At 47.5% G+C, this 18,839-nt stretch carries 13 protein-coding genes and 1 riboswitch; all 13 genes read left to right on the top strand.

The genetic code is table 11. The features are described 5' to 3' along the window. Nucleotide 1 precedes the first annotated feature (1 nt). The 13 genes from FSB75_RS08340 (at nt 2) to FSB75_RS08280 (ending at nt 18,590) form a co-directional block, all read left to right on the top strand. Nucleotides 2-1,447, top strand: coding sequence for an ammonium transporter (locus FSB75_RS08340; protein ID WP_146785509.1), 1,446 nt, complete (start codon nt 2-4; stop codon nt 1,445-1,447). 32 nt (nt 1,448-1,479) lie between these two features. Then, nucleotides 1,480-2,532 (top strand): glutamine synthetase beta-grasp domain-containing protein, encoded by a 1,053-nt coding sequence (locus tag FSB75_RS08335; protein ID WP_146785506.1) that lies wholly within the window; start codon nt 1,480-1,482, stop codon nt 2,530-2,532. A 352-nt stretch (nt 2,533-2,884) separates the two neighbouring features. Further along, a riboswitch (SAM riboswitch) is annotated at nt 2,885-3,028 on the top strand. Between the two features lie 297 nt (nt 3,029-3,325). Next, the gene (locus tag FSB75_RS08330) at nt 3,326-4,054 is read left to right on the top strand and encodes a phosphoadenylyl-sulfate reductase (RefSeq protein WP_146785503.1); all 729 of its coding nucleotides are present in this window, start codon (nt 3,326-3,328) and stop codon (nt 4,052-4,054) included. Between the two features lie 9 nt (nt 4,055-4,063). Further along, the gene (gene cysD, locus FSB75_RS08325; RefSeq protein WP_146785500.1) at nt 4,064-4,969 is read left to right on the top strand and encodes a sulfate adenylyltransferase subunit CysD; all 906 of its coding nucleotides are present in this window, start codon (nt 4,064-4,066) and stop codon (nt 4,967-4,969) included. An 83-nt stretch (nt 4,970-5,052) separates the two neighbouring features. Next, entirely contained in the window at nt 5,053-6,294 is a 1,242-nt protein-coding gene (locus tag FSB75_RS08320; protein ID WP_146785497.1) for a sulfate adenylyltransferase subunit 1, read from the top strand. A 198-nt stretch (nt 6,295-6,492) separates the two neighbouring features. Then, nucleotides 6,493-7,323 carry a serine O-acetyltransferase EpsC gene (gene epsC, locus FSB75_RS08315; protein ID WP_146785494.1) on the top strand — a complete coding sequence of 277 codons (831 nt, stop codon included), beginning with the start codon at nt 6,493-6,495 and terminating at the stop codon, nt 7,321-7,323. 11 nt (nt 7,324-7,334) lie between these two features. Then, the gene (cysK, locus tag FSB75_RS08310; protein WP_146785491.1) at nt 7,335-8,249 is read left to right on the top strand and encodes a cysteine synthase A; all 915 of its coding nucleotides are present in this window, start codon (nt 7,335-7,337) and stop codon (nt 8,247-8,249) included. Nucleotides 8,250-8,418: 169 nt separating this feature from the next. After that, entirely contained in the window at nt 8,419-9,243 is an 825-nt protein-coding gene (gene cobA, locus FSB75_RS08305; RefSeq protein WP_146785488.1) for a uroporphyrinogen-III C-methyltransferase, read from the top strand. 9 nt (nt 9,244-9,252) lie between these two features. Further along, the gene (locus tag FSB75_RS08300) at nt 9,253-11,061 is read left to right on the top strand and encodes a diflavin oxidoreductase (protein ID WP_146785485.1); all 1,809 of its coding nucleotides are present in this window, start codon (nt 9,253-9,255) and stop codon (nt 11,059-11,061) included. A 278-nt stretch (nt 11,062-11,339) separates the two neighbouring features. Next, nucleotides 11,340-13,007 carry an NADPH-dependent assimilatory sulfite reductase hemoprotein subunit gene (locus FSB75_RS08295; protein ID WP_146785482.1) on the top strand — a complete coding sequence of 556 codons (1,668 nt, stop codon included), beginning with the start codon at nt 11,340-11,342 and terminating at the stop codon, nt 13,005-13,007. A 1-nt stretch (nt 13,008) separates the two neighbouring features. Further along, nucleotides 13,009-13,764 (top strand): DUF2490 domain-containing protein, encoded by a 756-nt coding sequence (locus FSB75_RS08290; RefSeq protein ID WP_146785479.1) that lies wholly within the window; start codon nt 13,009-13,011, stop codon nt 13,762-13,764. A 2-nt stretch (nt 13,765-13,766) separates the two neighbouring features. Beyond that, the gene (locus tag FSB75_RS08285; protein ID WP_146785476.1) at nt 13,767-15,272 is read left to right on the top strand and encodes a TSUP family transporter; all 1,506 of its coding nucleotides are present in this window, start codon (nt 13,767-13,769) and stop codon (nt 15,270-15,272) included. 345 nt (nt 15,273-15,617) lie between these two features. Continuing rightward, nucleotides 15,618-18,590, top strand: a complete 2,973-nt coding sequence (locus FSB75_RS08280; RefSeq protein WP_146785473.1) for a TonB-dependent receptor — start codon at nt 15,618-15,620, stop codon at nt 18,588-18,590. Nucleotides 18,591-18,839: the final 249 nt, after the last annotated feature.

Here is an 18,839-nt window from a genome sequence, read left to right as displayed (position 1 = left end):
AATGAACAAAATCACACTAAAATCAGCAGCACCCTTTGTCGTGTTGGTAGCCATTGCGGTAGCATCGCTTTTCGTGCCCACGTTGCCCAATTTTGACGCGGGTAAATATGTACCTGCCGACATTGCCTGGATCATCGTTGCGGCGGCGCTGGTTTTTTTAATGACGCCGGGATTGGCCTTCTTTTACGGTGGCATGGTGCATCGCAAAAACATCCTTTCAACCATGATGAAGAGCGTGGTAGCTGCCGGTGTGGTGGGTGTGCTTTGGGTGGTTGTGGGTTACAGTCTTTGCTTTGGTGAAAGCGTAAAGATTGCTGGTCTTGGTTTTATTGGAAGCCCCAAAACACATTTGTTTTTTAAGGGCGTTGCTTCGGGTGAACCTTGGGTTGGTGCGCCTACCATTCCCAAATCTTTGTTCGCTGCTTTTCAATTAATGTTTGCCATCATTACTCCGGGTCTGGTTGTGGGTGCCATCGCCGAACGTATGCGCTTCGTTGCGTATGTTTTGTTCACTGTTTTGTTCAGCTTGTTGGTTTATGCACCCCTTGCGCATTGGAGCTGGCATCCGGATGGCTTCTTGGCTAAAATGGGTGCGCTTGATTTTGCCGGCGGCACGGTGGTTCACATTTCTGCCGGTTGTGCTGCTTTGGCGGGCGCCTTGGTTTTAAAACGCAGAAAGGCGCACATAGAAAACATTGCACACAAGCCTGCCAACATTCCGTACATATTAATTGGTACGGGACTGCTTTGGTTCGGTTGGTTCGGTTTCAACGCCGGTTCAGCGTTGGGTGCTAATGCAACCGCTGTTTCTGCATTTATGACAACCAACACCGCAGCTGCCGCTGCCGGCTTATCGTGGATGTTTTTTGATGTGTTGCGGGGCAAGAAACCATCGGTAGTGGGCTTTTGCGTAGGTGCGGTAGTAGGCCTCGTTGCCATTACGCCGGCGGCTGGTTATGTTGCCATTGCGCCAAGCATTTTTATTGGTGTTGTTGCAGCGCTCATTTCAAATGTAGCCGTTTACATCAAATCGAAATCATCCCTCGACGATACGCTTGATGTATTTCCCTGCCACGGTGTGGGCGGTATGGTTGGTATGTTGATGACGGGCATCTTCGCTTCCAAAGCTATTTATCCTGCAGGCAGCGACGGTTGGGCCTTCGGCAATTTTTCTTTCTTTCTTACGCAAGTAAAAGCAATGGGTTGCGCCGTTGGTTACAGTTTCGTTGTGTCCTTCCTCATTTTCAAGTTCATCAACTTCATTGTTCCCTTGCGTGTAAGCGATGAAGATGAAGAGGCCGGTCTTGACGCTTCGCAGCACGACGAAAACTATGTACAAGGAACGCTGCTTGTTACCACTGAGGACGGCGTTACAGAGAAAGAAATCCACATTGACCACGTGTTCGGAATCCTTGCCGAAAACGGCCACGCAAAAGAAAAAGTCTAAATCAAAATTTAAATAAACAAAACGCAACGACAATGTCAGCTTCTAAGTTAGAGTACATCTGGCTCGACGGCTACAAGCCCGTTCAAAGCCTTCGCAGCAAAACAAAAATTGAAAAAAACTTCAGCGGCCTTTTGGAAGATTGTCCCATGTGGAGCTTTGATGGTTCTTCAACCGAGCAAGCGCCGGGCGGTTCTTCCGACTGTTTGTTGAAACCCGTGTTCATTGTAAACGATCCGCAACGCAGAAACGGCTATCTCGTGATGTGCGAAGTATTGAATGCCGACGGTACGGCACATGAATCCAATGGCCGTGCAACCATTGACGACGATGACAATGATTTCTGGTTTGGCTTTGAGCAGGAATATTTCCTGTGGAGTCCTGAAACAAATAGACCCCTCGGCTTTCCGAAAGACGGCTACCCGCGTCCGCAAGGCCCTTACTATTGTTCGGTTGGCGCAGCCAATGCTTTCGGCCGTGCTATGGTTGAAGAACACCTCGATGCTTGCCTTGATGCGGGCTTAAATGTGGAAGGCATTAATGCTGAAGTGGCCGCTGGCCAATGGGAGTTTCAGGTATTTGCCAAAGGCGCCAAAGAAGCCGGCGATCAAACCTGGATTGCCCGTTATTTGCTTGAACGCATCGGCGAAAAATACGGTGTTACCATTAACTGGCATTGCAAACCGCTGGGTGCTTTGGATTGGAACGGAAGCGGCATGCACGCCAATTTCTCCAACAGCATTTTGCGTAACTGCGGCAGCCGCGAGACGTACGAAAGAATTTGTGAAGCTTTCCGTCCTGTAGTTGCGGAGCACATTGCTGTTTACGGTTCTGACAATCACTTGCGCTTAACGGGAAAGCACGAAACCGCAGCCATCACCGATTTCAAATACGGTGTATCGGATCGCGGTGCGTCTATCCGCATACCCATTGCTACCGTTGAAAGAGGATGGAAAGGCTGGCTGGAAGATCGCCGTCCGAACAGCGCCGCCGATCCTTATAAAGTTGCGGGCCGTATTGTAAAGACTGTGAAGTCTGCCAACGTTGAATACGTAATGGAGCCTTCAAGAAAAGAGATGGTAGCGTAACAATTCACTTGCATTGTTTGAATGCTTTGCATTTACCAATGGTTGATAGGAAAAATTCCCGGCTCGTTCCGGGAATTTTTATTGGTATTATTTCTTGGTTCACAAAAAAAATCCCTTGTAGGCTTGGCGACCGTGTTTGCCATTCGGCCGGTTGCTTGTCTTTGTAATTTCCCCCGTAAGCAACAAGAAAAATAATTTTACTAAAAGCGGGAAAAATGATTGTTGGTCATCATATTTTTCGATAAAAAAAGAACGGATTTGGGCCAAAACTTACAACGCCGTTTCAAAAAAAAATGCAAAAGCCACAAGCGTTATGGGAATTGCTTTTTATATTCGCTTCAAGTTCTTTTATTGCTTATCAAGAAAGGTGTAGGGAATTGGCCCGATGAAACCTTGGCAACCTGTCTTCAACAATTTTGACACGATTGGCGTGACGTAATACAGTTGAAAGCAAGGTGCCACTTCCAATCCGCGCAACGGCGCGGTCAGATAAGTCAGATGCTCACTACTTTAAACAAACAAAATAGTACAAGCACCTCTGACAAATCAGCGGTGCTTTTTTATTTGGCACTTTCCGTGATGAGCTTTCCGATCAATTTTTAACGACAATGAAAAAGACAACAACATTTCCCTCAAAGACAACTGTAGCCAACGCCTTCAAGTTTGCGGCTGCTTGTTGTTGTTGTCAAAAGTTCGCCGCTTGCTGTTGTAAGTGTTAAGTCCTCTTGCAACTTCTCTCTCTTACACGATTGCTTTCTATTTAAAGTTTTTGTTCACGTAAAACGATTAGGCTATGTCTATTCAGCTTAAAGACAGTTTTCTGTCTTTGCAACAGTACATTTCGGGCTTGTCCATAAACGAAGCGCTGGAAAAACTTAACGAAGCATTTCCGGAACAACTCGTCTTCTCCACCAGCTTTAGTTACGAGGATCAGGTCATCACCGATTACATCAGTGAAACGGCCATTCCTGTTTCCATTTTCACATTGGATACAGGGCGTTTGTTTCCCGAGACGTATTCAACCTGGAGCCGTACGTTGGAACGCTATCAATTAACGATTGACGCTTATTATCCGCAAACGGAAAAATTGCAGGAATTTGTTCGGGAGTACGGTCCGAATTCATTTTACGAATCGGTTGAAAACAGAAAAAGCTGCTGCCACATCCGCAAAGTAGAGCCCTTGAAAAGAGCGTTGGCCGGCAAGGCGGTTTGGATTACCGGACTTCGTGCGGAACACTCGCCTAACCGCAGCGACATGCAGATACTTGAGTGGGACGAAGCGAATCAAATCATTAAATACAATCCGCTGCTGCATTGGGCAACCGAAGAGGTGCGGCAATACATTGACCAGCGTAACGTGCCTTATAATGCTTTGCATGATCGCGGCTTTGTCAGCATTGGTTGTGCGCCTTGTACTCGTGCCATCAAACCCGGTGAAGATTTTCGTGCTGGCCGCTGGTGGTGGGAAGACGCCAGCAAAAAAGAATGCGGCTTACACGTACATCAAACAGCAACGACGTAAACTTTTTATATGAACTCACGATTAGATTATTTAGACCAATTGGAAGCAGAAGCGATTTACATTCTGCGTGAAGTGGCTGGGCAGTTTGAAAAACCGGCCTTGTTGTTTTCAGGCGGAAAAGATTCAATAACGCTTGTGCACCTTGCGTTGAAAGCCTTTCGTCCCGGCAAGTTTCCTTTTCCGCTCGTGCACATTGATACAGGCCACAATTTTCAAGAAGCACTGGACTTCCGCGACAACCTTGCAAAAACGTTGGGCGAACAACTGATTGTTCGCAAAGTAGAAGACACCATCAAGGCAAAAGGTTTAAAAGAAAAAACGGGCAAACTTGCCAGCCGCAACGCTTTGCAAACCTTTACGCTTCTCGATACCATTGAAGAATTTGAATTTGACGCTTGTATTGGTGGCGCTCGTCGCGACGAAGAAAAAGCAAGAGCGAAAGAGCGCATCTTCTCCATTCGTGATGAATTTGGCGGATGGGAGCCAAAGAAGCAACGGCCCGAACTCTGGAACATTTACAACGGAAAAATCAACAAAGGCGAAAACGTTCGCGTGTTTCCCATCTCAAACTGGACAGAGCTTGACGTTTGGAATTATATCCGCCGCGAAAAAATTAGCTTGCCTTCCATCTATTTCTCGCACGAAAGAGAGATTCTTGAATACGAAGGTCAGTTGATTGCAACCTCCGAATTCATCCGTATTGATAAAGGCGATGTTGTTTCAACAAAACGTGTTCGCTATCGCACGGTTGGCGACATGACGTGTACGGCTGCGGTAGAAAGCAGTGCATCGACCATTGATGATATTATTTCTGAAATCACGGCAACAAGAATCAGCGAACGCGGCGAAACAAGAATAGACGACCGCATTTCAGAAGCGGCAATGGAAGACAGAAAAGTGAACGGATATTTTTAACGTCAGACGTGAAACGTTAAACGTCAAACAGAAGACTCCTTTGTCTCACTTCTCACGTCTGACGTTTCACCAAAAAAAACATTATGGACCTTTTACGATTTATAACCGCCGGCAGCGTTGATGATGGAAAAAGCACCTTGATCGGCCGCTTGCTTTACGATAGCAAAAGCATTCTTGTTGACCAATTTGAAACGCTGAAAAAGCAAAGTAAGAACGCGGTGCATTCGGAGATTGACTTGGCTTTGCTGACCGATGGTTTGCGTGCCGAAAGAGAACAAGGCATTACTATTGACGTAGCGTATAAATATTTTTCTACGCCCAAGCGTAAGTTCATTATTGCCGACGCACCGGGGCACATACAGTACACCCGCAACATGATCACCGGAGCTTCCAATGCTGATTGCATTGTCATCCTTGTTGATGCCCGTAACGGCGTGGTGGAACAAACCAAGCGTCATTCCATCATTGCTTCCTTGCTCCAAATTCCACACGTGATTGTTGCCATCAACAAAATGGACATGGTGGATTACGACAAAGTTGTTTACGATGTCATTGTTGAACAATACAAAGCACTGGCTAAGCAATTAAACCTGCAAGACGTTTACTACATTCCAATGAGTGCGTTGAAAGGTGATAACATCATAACAACCTCGCCTGAATTTCCCTGGTACAAAGGCGAACCCTTGCTTTCTTATTTAGAGAATTTGGAAGTGACGCACGGTGCAACCGATGCGCCTGCACGCTTTCAAGTTCAGTACGTCATTCGTCCGCAGTCGGAAGACTTGCACGATTACCGTGGCTACGCCGGACGAATCAGTAACGGCAGCTACGCAGTTGACGATGTCGTGCGAATTCTTCCCGAAGGCCTTACTTCATCCATCAGTGCGATTGAAGCAGCCGGGAAAGAAGTGAAAGAAGCTTATGCCGGGCAGAGCGTGATTCTTCACCTGAAAGACGACATTGACATCAGCCGCGGCGACGCTTTTGTGAAAGAGCACGAGTTGCCAAAGTTTGAACAGGAGTTCGACGCTTTTGTGTGCTGGATGGACGCAAAGGAATTACACGAAGGGGCTAAATATCTTTTGCAAAAAGGCTCACGCAGAGTGAAAGCGGTTGTTAAAGAAATCGAATACAAGCTGGACGTGAATACGCTGGAACAACATCCTTCGCCGCAGTCGGCCAAATTGAACGACGTGGTAAAAGTGCGGATAAAAACAGCGGAGCCGTTGTCTTATGATGCGTACACGAAGTTGTCTTCGAACGGCACCGCGATATTGATTGATCAAACGAGCAACATGACTTCTGGCGCCTTGTTGCTGCAATAGCGGCCCATCCCAACAACCATTTCTGATTGTTGTTGATGGTGCTAAAGCCCTTCCCGGTGGGAAGGGTGGAAACAGGTTGAAAGCAAAAGATAAGCTCAATGCTTTTGTAAGAATTGAAATAAAAACGAAACGTCGCAAAGCTGGCCCAGTGCGGCGGATGGCCTTCCCACCGGGAAGGTCGGGATGGGCTGAACAAAAATGAACGAAGCAAATTTTTTGTACGAATTAACGGAGAGCCGGAGCGAACTTTCGCAACGCTTTCCGGACAAGCATACCGCTGAAACCTTCGTTGGCGATGCGTTTCACTTTCTTTTTGTGGCCGGTGGAAAGAAAATGAATTATGTTCAAACGGAAGCCGAGTACAAACGGTTAAAAAGCAACCTTGCTTTGCTGCTGGCAGAAACCAGCAAGAACGAAGCAGAAGTAGAAACGATTGCCAACACTTTCTTCGCTGAGTTGCCGCATCTCTATAAAATTCTTTTGCAAGACGCGCAAGCCATTCTCGACTTCGACCCCGCAGCGCAAAGCATTGCCGAAGTGGTGGTTGCTTATCCCGGTTTTTTTGCTACGGTTGTTTATCGCTTGTCGCACCAGTTGTGGAAGCAAGGCGTAAAGCTTTTGCCACGATTGTTTACTGAATTCGCACACAGCAAAACAGGCATCGACATTCACCCGGGAGCAAGAATCGGAACTGCCTTTGCCATTGACCACGGAACTGGAATCGTCGTAGGTGAAACAACGGTGATCGGCAGCAACGTAAAGCTTTATCAGGGTGTAACTCTTGGTGCACTAAACGTTGCCAAGGAATTGGCCAGAAGCAAACGTCATCCAACCATTGAAGACGAAGTGGTGATTTATTCCGGCGCCACGATCCTCGGCGGTGAAACCGTCATTGGCAAAGGAAGCATCATCGGCGGCAACGTTTGGCTCACGTACAGCGTGCCGTCAAATTCGGTTGTGTACCACAAGAGCGAAATAAAAATCAAAGACAAAAACCCATTCCCAGAACCAATCAATTTTATCATCTAAAACATCTAACGATGAAAGCGAACAGCATTTTAGAAACGATAGGCAATACACCGCACGTACGGTTAAAAAAACTTTTCCCCGACCACGAAGTATGGATTAAGCTCGAACGCTCCAATCCTGGCGCCAGCATAAAAGACCGCATCGCACTGTCAATGATTGAGGACGCCGAGCAAAAAGGAATTCTGAAAAAAGACAGCGTCATTATTGAACCAACTTCTGGCAACACCGGCATTGGACTGGCGCTTGTTGCAGCAGTAAAAGGATACAAACTTATTTTGGTAATGCCCGAAAGCATGAGCATTGAACGCCGCCGTTTAATGTCGTTGTACGGCGCTGAGTTTGTTTTGTCGGCACGTGAGAAAGGGATGAAAGGAGCCGTTGAAAAAGCACAGGAGTTGGCGAAAGAAACACCAAACGCATGGATACCACAACAGTTCGATAACGAAGCCAATGTGGAAATTCACCGCAAAACAACCGCACAGGAAATCATCAACGATTTTAAGGAAAGCGGACTGGATTATGTCATTACCGGTGTGGGCACGGGCGGACACATAACCGCGATTGCGGAAGTGGTTAAGAAAGCCATTCCGGGACTAAAAGTGTTTGCTGTTGAGCCGGCACTTTCACCAATCCTCAGTGGCGGGGCACCGGGCCCGCATCCCTTGCAAGGACTGGGTGCCAATTTCATTCCTTCCATCTTAAACCGTGAAGTATTGGACGGTGTGATTACAGCGGAAAAAGACGAGGCATTCGATTACGCACAACGCCTTGCAAAAGAAGAGGGAATTCTTGCCGGCATTTCAACCGGCGCGGCCGTTGCGGCCGTGGCAAAAAAACTTCCTGAAATTCCAAAAGGCGCAAAGGTTCTAACCTTCAACTACGATACCGGCGAACGCTATCTATCCATTGAAGGATTGTTTCAATAACAAAGTCAATAGTGAACAGTCAATTGTGAATGATTGACTCTTCACTATTCATCATTCACTTTTATCATGAAAAGAATTTTCAACAGCACAATTACAACCGCCGTCACACCGCTTCGCGTGGTAAAAGGCCTTGTCTTGCTGTTGTTTGTTCAAAGCAAAACGAACAACGATGAAAGGCAAAGTGATTCTCATAGGAGCCGGACCGGGCGACCCGGAACTGCTTACCATCAAGGCTTATCGGATCCTGCAAACCGCCGACGTAGTGTTAGCCGACCGACTGGTCAGCCCTGAGATTTTGCGGGCCTATGTTTCGCCGCAGGCGGAGATTGTTTACGTGGGCAAGCAATGCAGAAGAGGCGCTTCCACCCCGCAACAAACTATTAATGAATTGATGGTGAGTTATGCTGGCGAAGGAAAGCTTGTGGTTCGTTTGAAAGGCGGTGATGTTTCCATTTTCTCTAACGTATTGGACGAATTGGAAACACTCGTGCAGCATCAAATTCCTTATGAGCTTGTGCCCGGCATTACCGCTGCCTTGGGTGCCGCGGCTTACACCGGTATTCCGCTTACAGCACGCAATCATTCCACAGCGGTTCGTTTTTTAACGGCGTATAAATCGGATGTGGTAACGGAAGCTTATTGGAAAGAGTTGGCGCAAACCGAAGACACGCTTGTGTTTTACATGTCGTCGGAAACGCTGGACAACGTAGTAGCAAAGCTTGTTGAAAATAGAATTGACGCGGCAAAAGAATTGGCCGTGATTGAACAAGCTACAACACCTTACCAAAAAGTTTACACCAGCAGTTTGTACGATTACGAAACAACCTTGAAGAATAAAGTTTTCTTTTCTCCGACGCTTGTGATTATTGGAAAAGTGGTGGGTTTGCACAAAGGCTTTGGTTGGAAGGCCGAAGAATCGCAAACGGCGGAATACTTTAAAGCACTGTACGAAAGAACGGCAGCAAAAATTGAAATTCTTGGCTTAACAGCATAAACAAAAACGATGTTAGGGAACGCAAAAATTAGGCTTGTAAACGAGTTGGTGGCAGATTTGTCCCGCGATGAAATCATTTGGCTGAACGGTTATTTGACGGGCTTGTTGGGACGGCCTCCCCAAACCCTTCCGGTGGAGGGGCTTTCCAACCCACAGCCCTCGCCTGTTGAAGAATCGAATAAAAATGTTGAGTCCCCGCACAGCGAGGAGCGCAGCGCGGATGGCCTTTCCACCGGGAAGGTTGGGACGGGCCGCATCACTCTTGCATACGGTACCGAAACCGGCAACGCAAAAAAGCTCGCAATTGCACTTGCAGGTAAAGCAAAGAAAAGCGGCGTGCAAGTAAAGCTTGTTTCACTTGATCAATACAAACCAGCAGATCTTTTAAAAGAAGAATTGTTCTTTGTTGTCATCAGCACGCAAGGCGAAGGCGAGCCACCGGTTGGCGCAAAAAAGTTTTACGATGCTTTGTTTGCCGGCGGCCTTGCGTTGCCCAATTTAAAATACGCCGTACTGGGATTGGGCGATGCGGCTTACCCACTGTTTTGCAAAACCGGTGAAGACGTGAATGCGCAGTTGCAAAAGTTGGGCGGTAATCGTTTGGCCCCTTTGCAAAAATGCGACGTGGATTACGAAGAAGATGCGGACAAATGGTTTGACACTGTTCTGAATACGGTTAAATCTGCAGATGCGCCAAAAGAAGTGGTTGCCGCAAAGCCTTCAACGGCAGCAGTACCGGCCGCGCCAAAAGTAAAAGGCAAAAGATATTACGAAGGGAAAATTCTCACCAACATAAACCTGAACGGCCGCGGCTCTAAAAAGCAAACCTTTCACATTGAGATTGGTGTGAACGAAGTCGTGGAATACGAACCCGGTGATTCACTCGCCATTGTTCCGCAAAACAGGAAAGCAGTTGTTGAAGAAATCATTAAGCTAACGGGCATTGACCGCAACCTTGTGCTTGCAACCGAAAAGCACAACGGCACGGTAGAAGAGTTGTTGACAAAAGAATTGAACGTTTGCTACCTGCTAACGTCAACCATAAAAAGCTATGCGGAAATAACGGGTCAGCAGATTCCCGACACCCGCATGGATTTCAAAGACCTGTTGCGCATTTACCCGGTGAAAGATGCCGCGCAAGGCGCAGAAGTGATAAAGTTGCTCAAGTCAATTGCACCGCGATTGTACTCCATTTCTTCGTCACCATCGGTGCACGAAGGTGAACTGCACCTCACGGTTGGCAAGCACAGCTTTTTGTTGGAAGACAACCAACATTTTGGTTTGTGCAGTGAGTTTATGGGCGAGATTGAAGTAGGCACTGTGTTTCGTTTTTACATTCACAAGAACCGTGCGTTCAAGTTGCCCGCTCCCGAAAAAGACATCGTCATGATTGGCCCCGGCATTGGCATTGCGCCATACCGTTCCTTCGTTGCCGAACGCGATGCACAAGGTGCTACCGGCCGCAGTTGGTTGTTCTTCGGCGAGCAACATTTTGCTACGGACTTTCTTTATCAAACCGAATGGCAATCATATTTAGCAACAGGCTCGCTTACAAAAATGAACGTAGCGTTTAGTCGCGATGGTGAAGAGAGAATTTATGTAGAGCACAAGATGCTGCAACACGCAAAAGAATTGTTCGAATGGATTGAAGGCGGCGCAAGCGTTTACTTGTGCGGCGAGAAAGGCCCGTTGCACGAAAAGGTTGAAAGCGCTTTGAAGCAAATTATCAAAGAAGGCAAAAACATTTCAGAAGAAGAAGCTGCAAAATATTTCGCAGAGTTGAAAAAGGCTGGGCGTTACGAGAAGGAGGTGTTTTAAACGGCCCATCCCAACAACCATTTCTGATTGTTGTTGATGGTGCTAAAGCCCTTCCCGGTGGGAAGGGTGGAAACAGGTTGAAAGCAAAAGATAAGCTCAATGCTTTTGTAAGAATTGAAATAAAAACGAAACGTCGCAAAGCTGGCCCAGTGCGGCGGATGGCCTTCCCACCGGGAAGGTCGGGATGGGCCGCCGAATAGACTTGTTGCAGTACAAGAGTGCGACGCAACGAAAGCTTTATAGATAGACGAACCTCTGGTTCAAAAATATAATTACAAATGACGGAGCAAAAGAATTTATCGGGTGTAGAAAAAATAAAGCAAGCCAGCATGGGCTTGCGTGGAACGTTAAAAGAAAGCCTGCTGGATGAACTGACCGGTGCGGTGCGTGAACACGATCATGCGTTGACGAAGTTTCACGGCATGTACGTGCAAGATGACCGCGACCTGCGCGAAGAACGTGCGGCGCAAAAGCTCGACAAGCTTTATTCGTTTATGATCCGCATGCGCATTCCGGGTGGATTGCTGACACCCGAACAATGGATTGGGGCGCATCATATTGCCGGCAAGTATTCAACCGGGGTAATAAAAATCACCACGCGGCAAACGATACAGTTGCACGGCATCTTAAAGCACAACGTGAAACCCACGCTGAAAGATTTTAATCTCGTTGGCCTTGATTCCATCGCGGCCTGCGGCGACGTAAACCGCAACGTAATTGCCAGTAGCCATCCCTCTATTTCGCCGCTGCACGCTCACATTCACGGCTACGCGAGAAAGATCAGCGAAGCCATGCGTCCCAAAACAAGAGCCTATTACGAAGTGTGGTTGGACGAAGAAAAGTTGGTGGAGACAACCGAAGACGATCCGCTGTACCAAGACCGTTACATGCCGCGCAAATACAAAGTGGCCATTGCCATTCCGCCCAACAACGACATAGATGTTTTCAGCAACGACGTTGCGCTGATTGCGATAATTGAAAATGAAAAATTGCTTGGCTTCAACGTGGCCGTTGGTGGTGGTTTGGGAATGACGCACGGCAATGCGGCAACTTACCCGCGACTGGCAACGGTGATTGGTTTTGTGCCCGAAGAAAAGCTGATTGAGACTGTTTACACAATTGCCACCGTGCAACGCGACTACGGCAACCGCAGCGACCGCAAACTGGCCCGCTTGAAATACACGGTTGACAACATGGGCGTTGAAGCGTTCAAAGCCGAAACAGAAAAGCGTTTGGGCTTTTCGTTTGAACCCGCAAAGTCTTACACGTTCACCGAACGCCGCGATCATTTTGGTTGGGAACAAAGCAGTGACGGAAATTGGCATTACACGGTATTTATTGAAAACGGCCGCGTGACCGATGATAAAAACATCAAGCTGAAAACAGCCTTGCTGAAGATTGCGAAAACAGGCAAAGCGAATTTTCGTTTTACAACCAATCAAAATCTTACGCTTGGTGACATTGCTGCTGAAGACAAGGCAACCATCGAATCTATACTTACCGAGTTTAAACTTATTGAGCATACCGATAAAGCAAGCGGCATTCGCCGCAACGCGGTGGCTTGCGTAGCCTTGAATACTTGTCCGCTTGCCATGGCTGAAGCGCAGCGTTATTTGCCTACGCTCCTTTCGAAGATTGAATTGCTTCTTCAAAAACACAATTTGTTGAACGAGGAAATCAGCATACGCATGACCGGTTGCCCCAACGGTTGCGGACGTTCAACGCTGGCGGAGATTGGCTTCATCGGTACATCAGTGGGCCACTACAATTTGCATATTGGCGGCGACAGGCTGGGAGAGAGGCTGAACGTAAAATACAAAGACAGTCTTGACGAAAAGGCCATTCTTGAACAACTAGATGAATTGTTTGGTCGTTACGCGGCCAATCGAATCAATGGCGAAACGTTTGGTGATTTTGTGATTCGGGAAAAATTGGTAACCTCGTAGAATGAGAGGAGCCAGCCGCATATCGTTCCGTTTAAAATCGGTTTCCGTTATAACAAGCAGGTATGCAATTGCATTGCTGATGCTTTCGCCCACGGTATTGAAAGCGCAGCGGCAAACAATTTATACAAACGGAGTCTGGCTTTGTCATTTCGGAAACATTCATCTCAACAACCGGTTGACGATTGTATCCGAAACTGAATTGCACTTAAAACAATGGGTGCAACGGTGGAACGAGCAAGTGTTGGACCTCGGCTTGTCGGATAAGCTAACCGACAAGTGGCGTGTGGGCGCAGGCCTTGGCTTGTATCGCGGTGCACAATACTTCGACGAATTCTTTTTTAAAAACGAGTGGCGCGGCTGGCAGGAAGTAAATTATACACTGAAAGGCAAGTGGGTATTTTGGCAACGGATGCGTGTGGAAGAACGCTGGATACAAGGCGTAAAAAACGGACAGAAAATGAACAGCTACGATTACGTGACGCGGATGCGTTATCGCACAGAATTGCAAAAGCCATTGCGCGGAGGAAGAGTAGCGCCGGTGATTGGCAACGAGTTTATGGCCAGTCCCGGCTACTGGAACAGCAACCGTTTTCTGGATCAAAACCGCACCTGGGTTGGCGTAAATCTTAAAGTCTCCCGTACCGTTGCGTTGCAAACACAGTACATGAAAATTTTCCAATGGCGGGCAAACAATACCCTTGAAGATCAAAATATTTTTCGCGTGAACATTGTTCAACATTTTAATCAGAAGGGCTAAATATGCTTGTGCAAGAAACCAATAAATTATTTCCCGTCTTCCTCAAATTGGAGCAACTCTCCATTTTGATTGTGGGTGGCGGAAACGTGGGACTGGAAAAGCTTTCGGCGGTTTTGAACAATTCGCCGCTCACAAAGATTAAGCTGGTTGCCACAAGCATTAACGAAACGATCAGAGATTTGGCGATTGATTATCCAAACATTCAACTGGAAGAAAGGCCTTTTGAAGAAAGCGATGTTGACGGCGCTGACATTGTCATCATCGGCATCAACGACAAAAGCAAAAGCGCAGAAATCGCTCTTGCCGCCAAGTCGAAAAATAAACTGGTAAACGTTGCCGACACACCCGACCTCTGCGATTTTTATTTAAGCTCCGTTGTGCAAAAAGGCAATGTGAAGATTGCTATCTCCACCAACGGAAAATCGCCTACGGTTGCCAAACGTTTAAAGGAAGTTTTGAACGACGCTATACCCGCGGAAATAAACGGCGTTGCAACCAATCTGAGTCTTATTCGTGAAAATCTTAATGGCAATTTCGAAGAAAAGGTTAAGCAGTTAAACGAGCTGACAAAAACCCTGGTGTCGAAGCAAATGACGCTTGAAGAGGTAAACAAGCCCGGGCAAAAGCTCTGGCAAAAAATTGTTTTCCTCTGCCTCTTTGCCTTTGTCTTCATGATCATCGGGCACACGGTTTTGTCTTACGTTCCGTTTGAAAAATTAATCGGCAGCATCAAAACCATACCGCAGTTCATTGACACGAAAATGTTTTTGATGATGTTGCTCTGCGGCTTTTTGGCACAGATGACTGACGGTTCGCTGGGCATGGGTTACGGAACCATTTCGACAACATTCTTGTTAGCAATCGGCGTTAATCCCGCTATCGTAAGCAGCCGCGTTCACGCAGCAAGAGTTTTCTCCAGCGGCGTTTCGGGTTATAGCCATCACCGCTTTGGCAACATCAATAAAAAATTATTCAAGACGCTTGTTATACCCGGCATCGTTGGTGCGGCGCTCGGTGCTACGGTGGCTTATTTCGGGCAGAAATATTCAACCTATGTACGCATACCGCTTTCGCTTTATACGGTGTATCTGGGCTTTTATATTTTGCGCAAAGCCTTTAGCAAACCAACTTATGAAACCAAGGTAAAGCGTGCCGGCTGGCTGGCCGCAACCGGCGGCTTTATGGATGCTTTTGCCGGCGGCGGTTGGGGTACGCTTGTTACGAGCACGTTGATGTCGAAGCGAAGAAGCCCGCGCTACGTGATTGGTTCGGTTTGTCTCGCCGAATTCTTTGTGGTCTTTGTCAGCTCGATGGTCTTTTTTATCCTGCTCGAAAGCCTTCCGCTTTTTGACATTGCAGGACTCATCATCGGCGGTTTGATTGCCGCGCCCATTGCCGCAAGACTGGTGGGTAAATTGCCCATTAAAACGATGTTTATTTTGGTAGGATTGCTGGTGATGCTTACAAGCTGCAACACGCTTTGGAAAGCCATTGGCAAATTGCTATAAACGACCCTTGTAAAACGAAACGATAGCTTGTACGAAAGAATTTAAAGACCAACGCTTATTCGTATGAAGAAGAACAACGCAAACAAAACCATGCTTCAGTTGCATCCATCCTTCGCCCGCCACAACCGATGTTGTTGAAACGTCTCTATCCGCACGCAGAAACGAATTATCTCTTTTGACGCACTCTTAGACAACTGAGTCAAACCGTTTTGCCAACCGCTGGCAATTGCGAAATGCATTGTTGCGTAGCATACGCCATCGTCAATGTTTTTTGCCAGTGCTGGTACGCTAAAGAGCGCAAAACCAACGCACAATAAAACAGTTTACTTCCAAAGATTTATCAACATGAACCACGCATACAATTCAAAACACCACACAGTTAAAAAGGGCTTTTTCTTTTTCTTCGCTCTTTTTCTTCTCAATGTTTTACACGCACAAGACGCCATTGAAATTTCCGGTCTTGTCACCGGTCAGGACACGAAAGAAGCGCTGAACGGCGTAACCGTTAGCATCAAAGGGACCAAAACGCAAACCGTTACCGCCAACGACGGCTCTTTCAAACTGCGCACAAAAGAAAAGCTACCGTTCACGCTTTTGTTTACGTCGGTTGGCTTTGCGCCACAGGAAATTCGCGTCAACACACTTGACTCAAAACTCGACGTGGCACTGGCTACGCAAACCGTGTTGGGCAACGCCGTAGTTATTACGGCATCGAGAGTAAGAGAAAGCATTTTAAAATCGCCGGTGGCGATAGAAAAACTCGACATCAAAGCCATTAAAGAAAGTCCGGCCCCAAGTTTTTATGATGCATTGGAAAACGTGAAAGGTGTGCAGATGACAACGTCGAGCCTTACGTTTAAAGTGCCCAATACAAGAGGCTTCAACATTCCAAACAACTTTCGTTTCATGCAATTGGTGGACGGCGTGGACATGCAAGCGGCTACACTCGGAGTGCCGCTTGGCAACGCCATCGGTCCAACAGAACTCGACATTCAAAGCGTGGAAATCACGCCGGGTGCGGCTTCGGCGCTGTACGGCATGAATGCCATCAACGGCATGGCCAATCTTCTTACCAAATCTCCCTTCACCTCTCAAGGCCTGAGCGTTTATCAAAAGACCGGCATCAATCACGTTGACGGCCTTGATTATTCGCCGAGCATTTTAACTGAAACGTCTCTTCGTTACGCAAAGGCCTTCAACCGTTTTGCGTTCAAACTGAATTTCGGTTATATGCAGGGGACCGACTGGTCGTCGAACACACGCCTCGACCAAAACACGGCCAACCTGAAAAGCGCCAATCCTTCTTTCCCCGAACTGAACGGCCAATTCAATACGGCCTTTGATGGCTGGAACAAATACGGTGACGATGCGTTAGCCGGCAGCAACGTTGTTTCCATCGGTGGCTTGACCATTAACGGCAAGAACAATCAAACCTTGCGGGTAGCAAGAACCGGTTATTGGGAGAAAGATTTGATCAATCCAAAAGCGGACAACCTAAAATTCGACGGTTCGTTTTATTACAAATTGAAAGGCGGTTCGGAATTGTCGTATGCCTATCGTGTGGGCAAGATGGACGGCGTGTTTCAACGCGGAAACAAGGTGCAGTTGGACAACGTGATTGTGCAAAATCACAAGATCGAATGGAAGGGCAGCGACTTTTTAATTCGCAGTTACGTGTCGTTGGAAAACACCGGCGATTCGTACAACGTAAAGCCTTTGGCGGACAACCTTGACTTGTACAGCGGTGGCGCAACGGATACGAAAACCGCAACGAGCTGGGGAACAAAATACAAGAACGCCTTGTTGGCTTATGCGGCCGCAAACGGTGGTGCGTTATCCTCCGCCAACCTTGCCGCCGCTACGCAATACGCAAGAACGCAGGCCGATGCCAGCCGCGTAAAACCCGGTACGCCGGAGTTTGACGCATTGAAGGCCACCATTATTAAAATCAACAACTGGGACATTAAATCAAGCGCCATTCCCGACGCACCGGAAACCGGCGGCGCCGCGCTGCTTCAAATGAGCCGTTTGTATCACACCGAAGCGCAGTGGGATTTATCCAAGAAAGTGAAGGTGCTTGATTTGTTGGTTGGCGGCGATGCACGCATCTACGAACTCATTCCCGACGGAAACAATTTCGTTGACTTTGATCGTCCGATTGAAGAGCGCAACAAGCCGGAAAAAGACGGCAGTTTCGGCAGCAACGTTTATTACCGAAAGTTTGGTGCGTTTACGCAAGCCACCAAAACTTTCTTCGACCAAAAATTGAAATTGTTCGGCTCTTTGCGTTACGATTACAACCCGGAATTTGATCCAAAGTTTACGCCGCGCTTGGCCGCCGTTTACACCATTGCGCAGAAACACAACATTCGTTTTACGTATCAACAGGGTTATCGTTTCCCCTCGCTGTTTGAAGCCCTTTCGTACGTGAACAACGGCCGCGTGAAAAGAGTGGGCAGCCTTTCTTATATCAATCAAGGTTTGGGGTATTTGGAGAACAGTTACACGCAAGCGTCGGTTGTAAACTTTAATGCGGCGGTAAGCGCAGCGGGCAACTCCGACAGCGCAGCGCTGGCAAGCAAGGGCCTGTTGCAAGTTGCCAATCTCCCGAAGGCAAGACCGGAAAGCATTCGTTCCTTCGAAGTCGGTTACAAAGGAGTGCTGTTTGACAACAAAGTGCTCATTGATTTGGACGCTTATGCCAATCATTACGAAGGGTTTTTAGGGCAGTTGCAGGTTTACGTTCCCAAAGGCGAAACGGTTGGCTCCGATGCGGCCGTACTGGCCATGCTTGACCGCAACCGCGACGCAACGGCGGCAACCGCAACAACGGCAGCCAGCAAAGGCCAGGACCGTTACCGCGTTTACACGAACGCAAAAAATGCATACAACAATTTTGGTTCGGCGCTGGGTGTAACGTATAACTTATATAAAAAATTTACGGTGTGGGGAAACGTTAGCTACAACAAAATGGAGCAGGCAAGCGGCACAGATATTTTTGCCACGGCTTTTAATACACCGGAATGGTTTACCAACGTTTCGTTTGGCAACCGCGAAGTGGTGAAGAACGTTGGCTTCAACATTGTATGGCACTGGCAGGATGCGTTTCTGTGGGAGAGTCCTCTTGTAACGGGCGACGTGGATGCGTACAACACAATTGATGCACAGGTAAACCTACGCCTGCCGAAGTTGAAATCAACCGTAAAGGCTGGCGGCGCGAATATTTTAAACCACCGCTACATTCAGTATGCCGGTGGCCCAACCCTGGGCGCCTTGTATTACGTAGCGATAACGGTGGACGGTATTTTGGGAAAGTAGTTTTGTGTTGTTATGAAAGGACGGGCCGTGATTGCAATCGCGGCCGTCTTGCCATTTGAAGAGGATGGCAAAATGTGAAATGGACAAACCGCGGAGCCAATGATGCGGATAGAAGGAAGGCTGAAAATTAAATGACTGTTACTTGAGTACTTTAAGCAGCTAAAAGATTTTGATTGGAGGTGACGCACAACGGTTATCAGCTTTGCGATGGGCTGGACTTCTGTGTTTTGTCTGCCCGGTACAAAAGCT

The organism is Flavisolibacter ginsenosidimutans (assembly GCF_007970805.1).
Classification (GTDB): Bacteria; Bacteroidota; Bacteroidia; order Chitinophagales; family Chitinophagaceae; genus Flavisolibacter; species Flavisolibacter ginsenosidimutans.
Note: the sequence above shows the minus strand (reverse complement) of the source record. Positions and strands in the feature narration are given on the sequence as shown.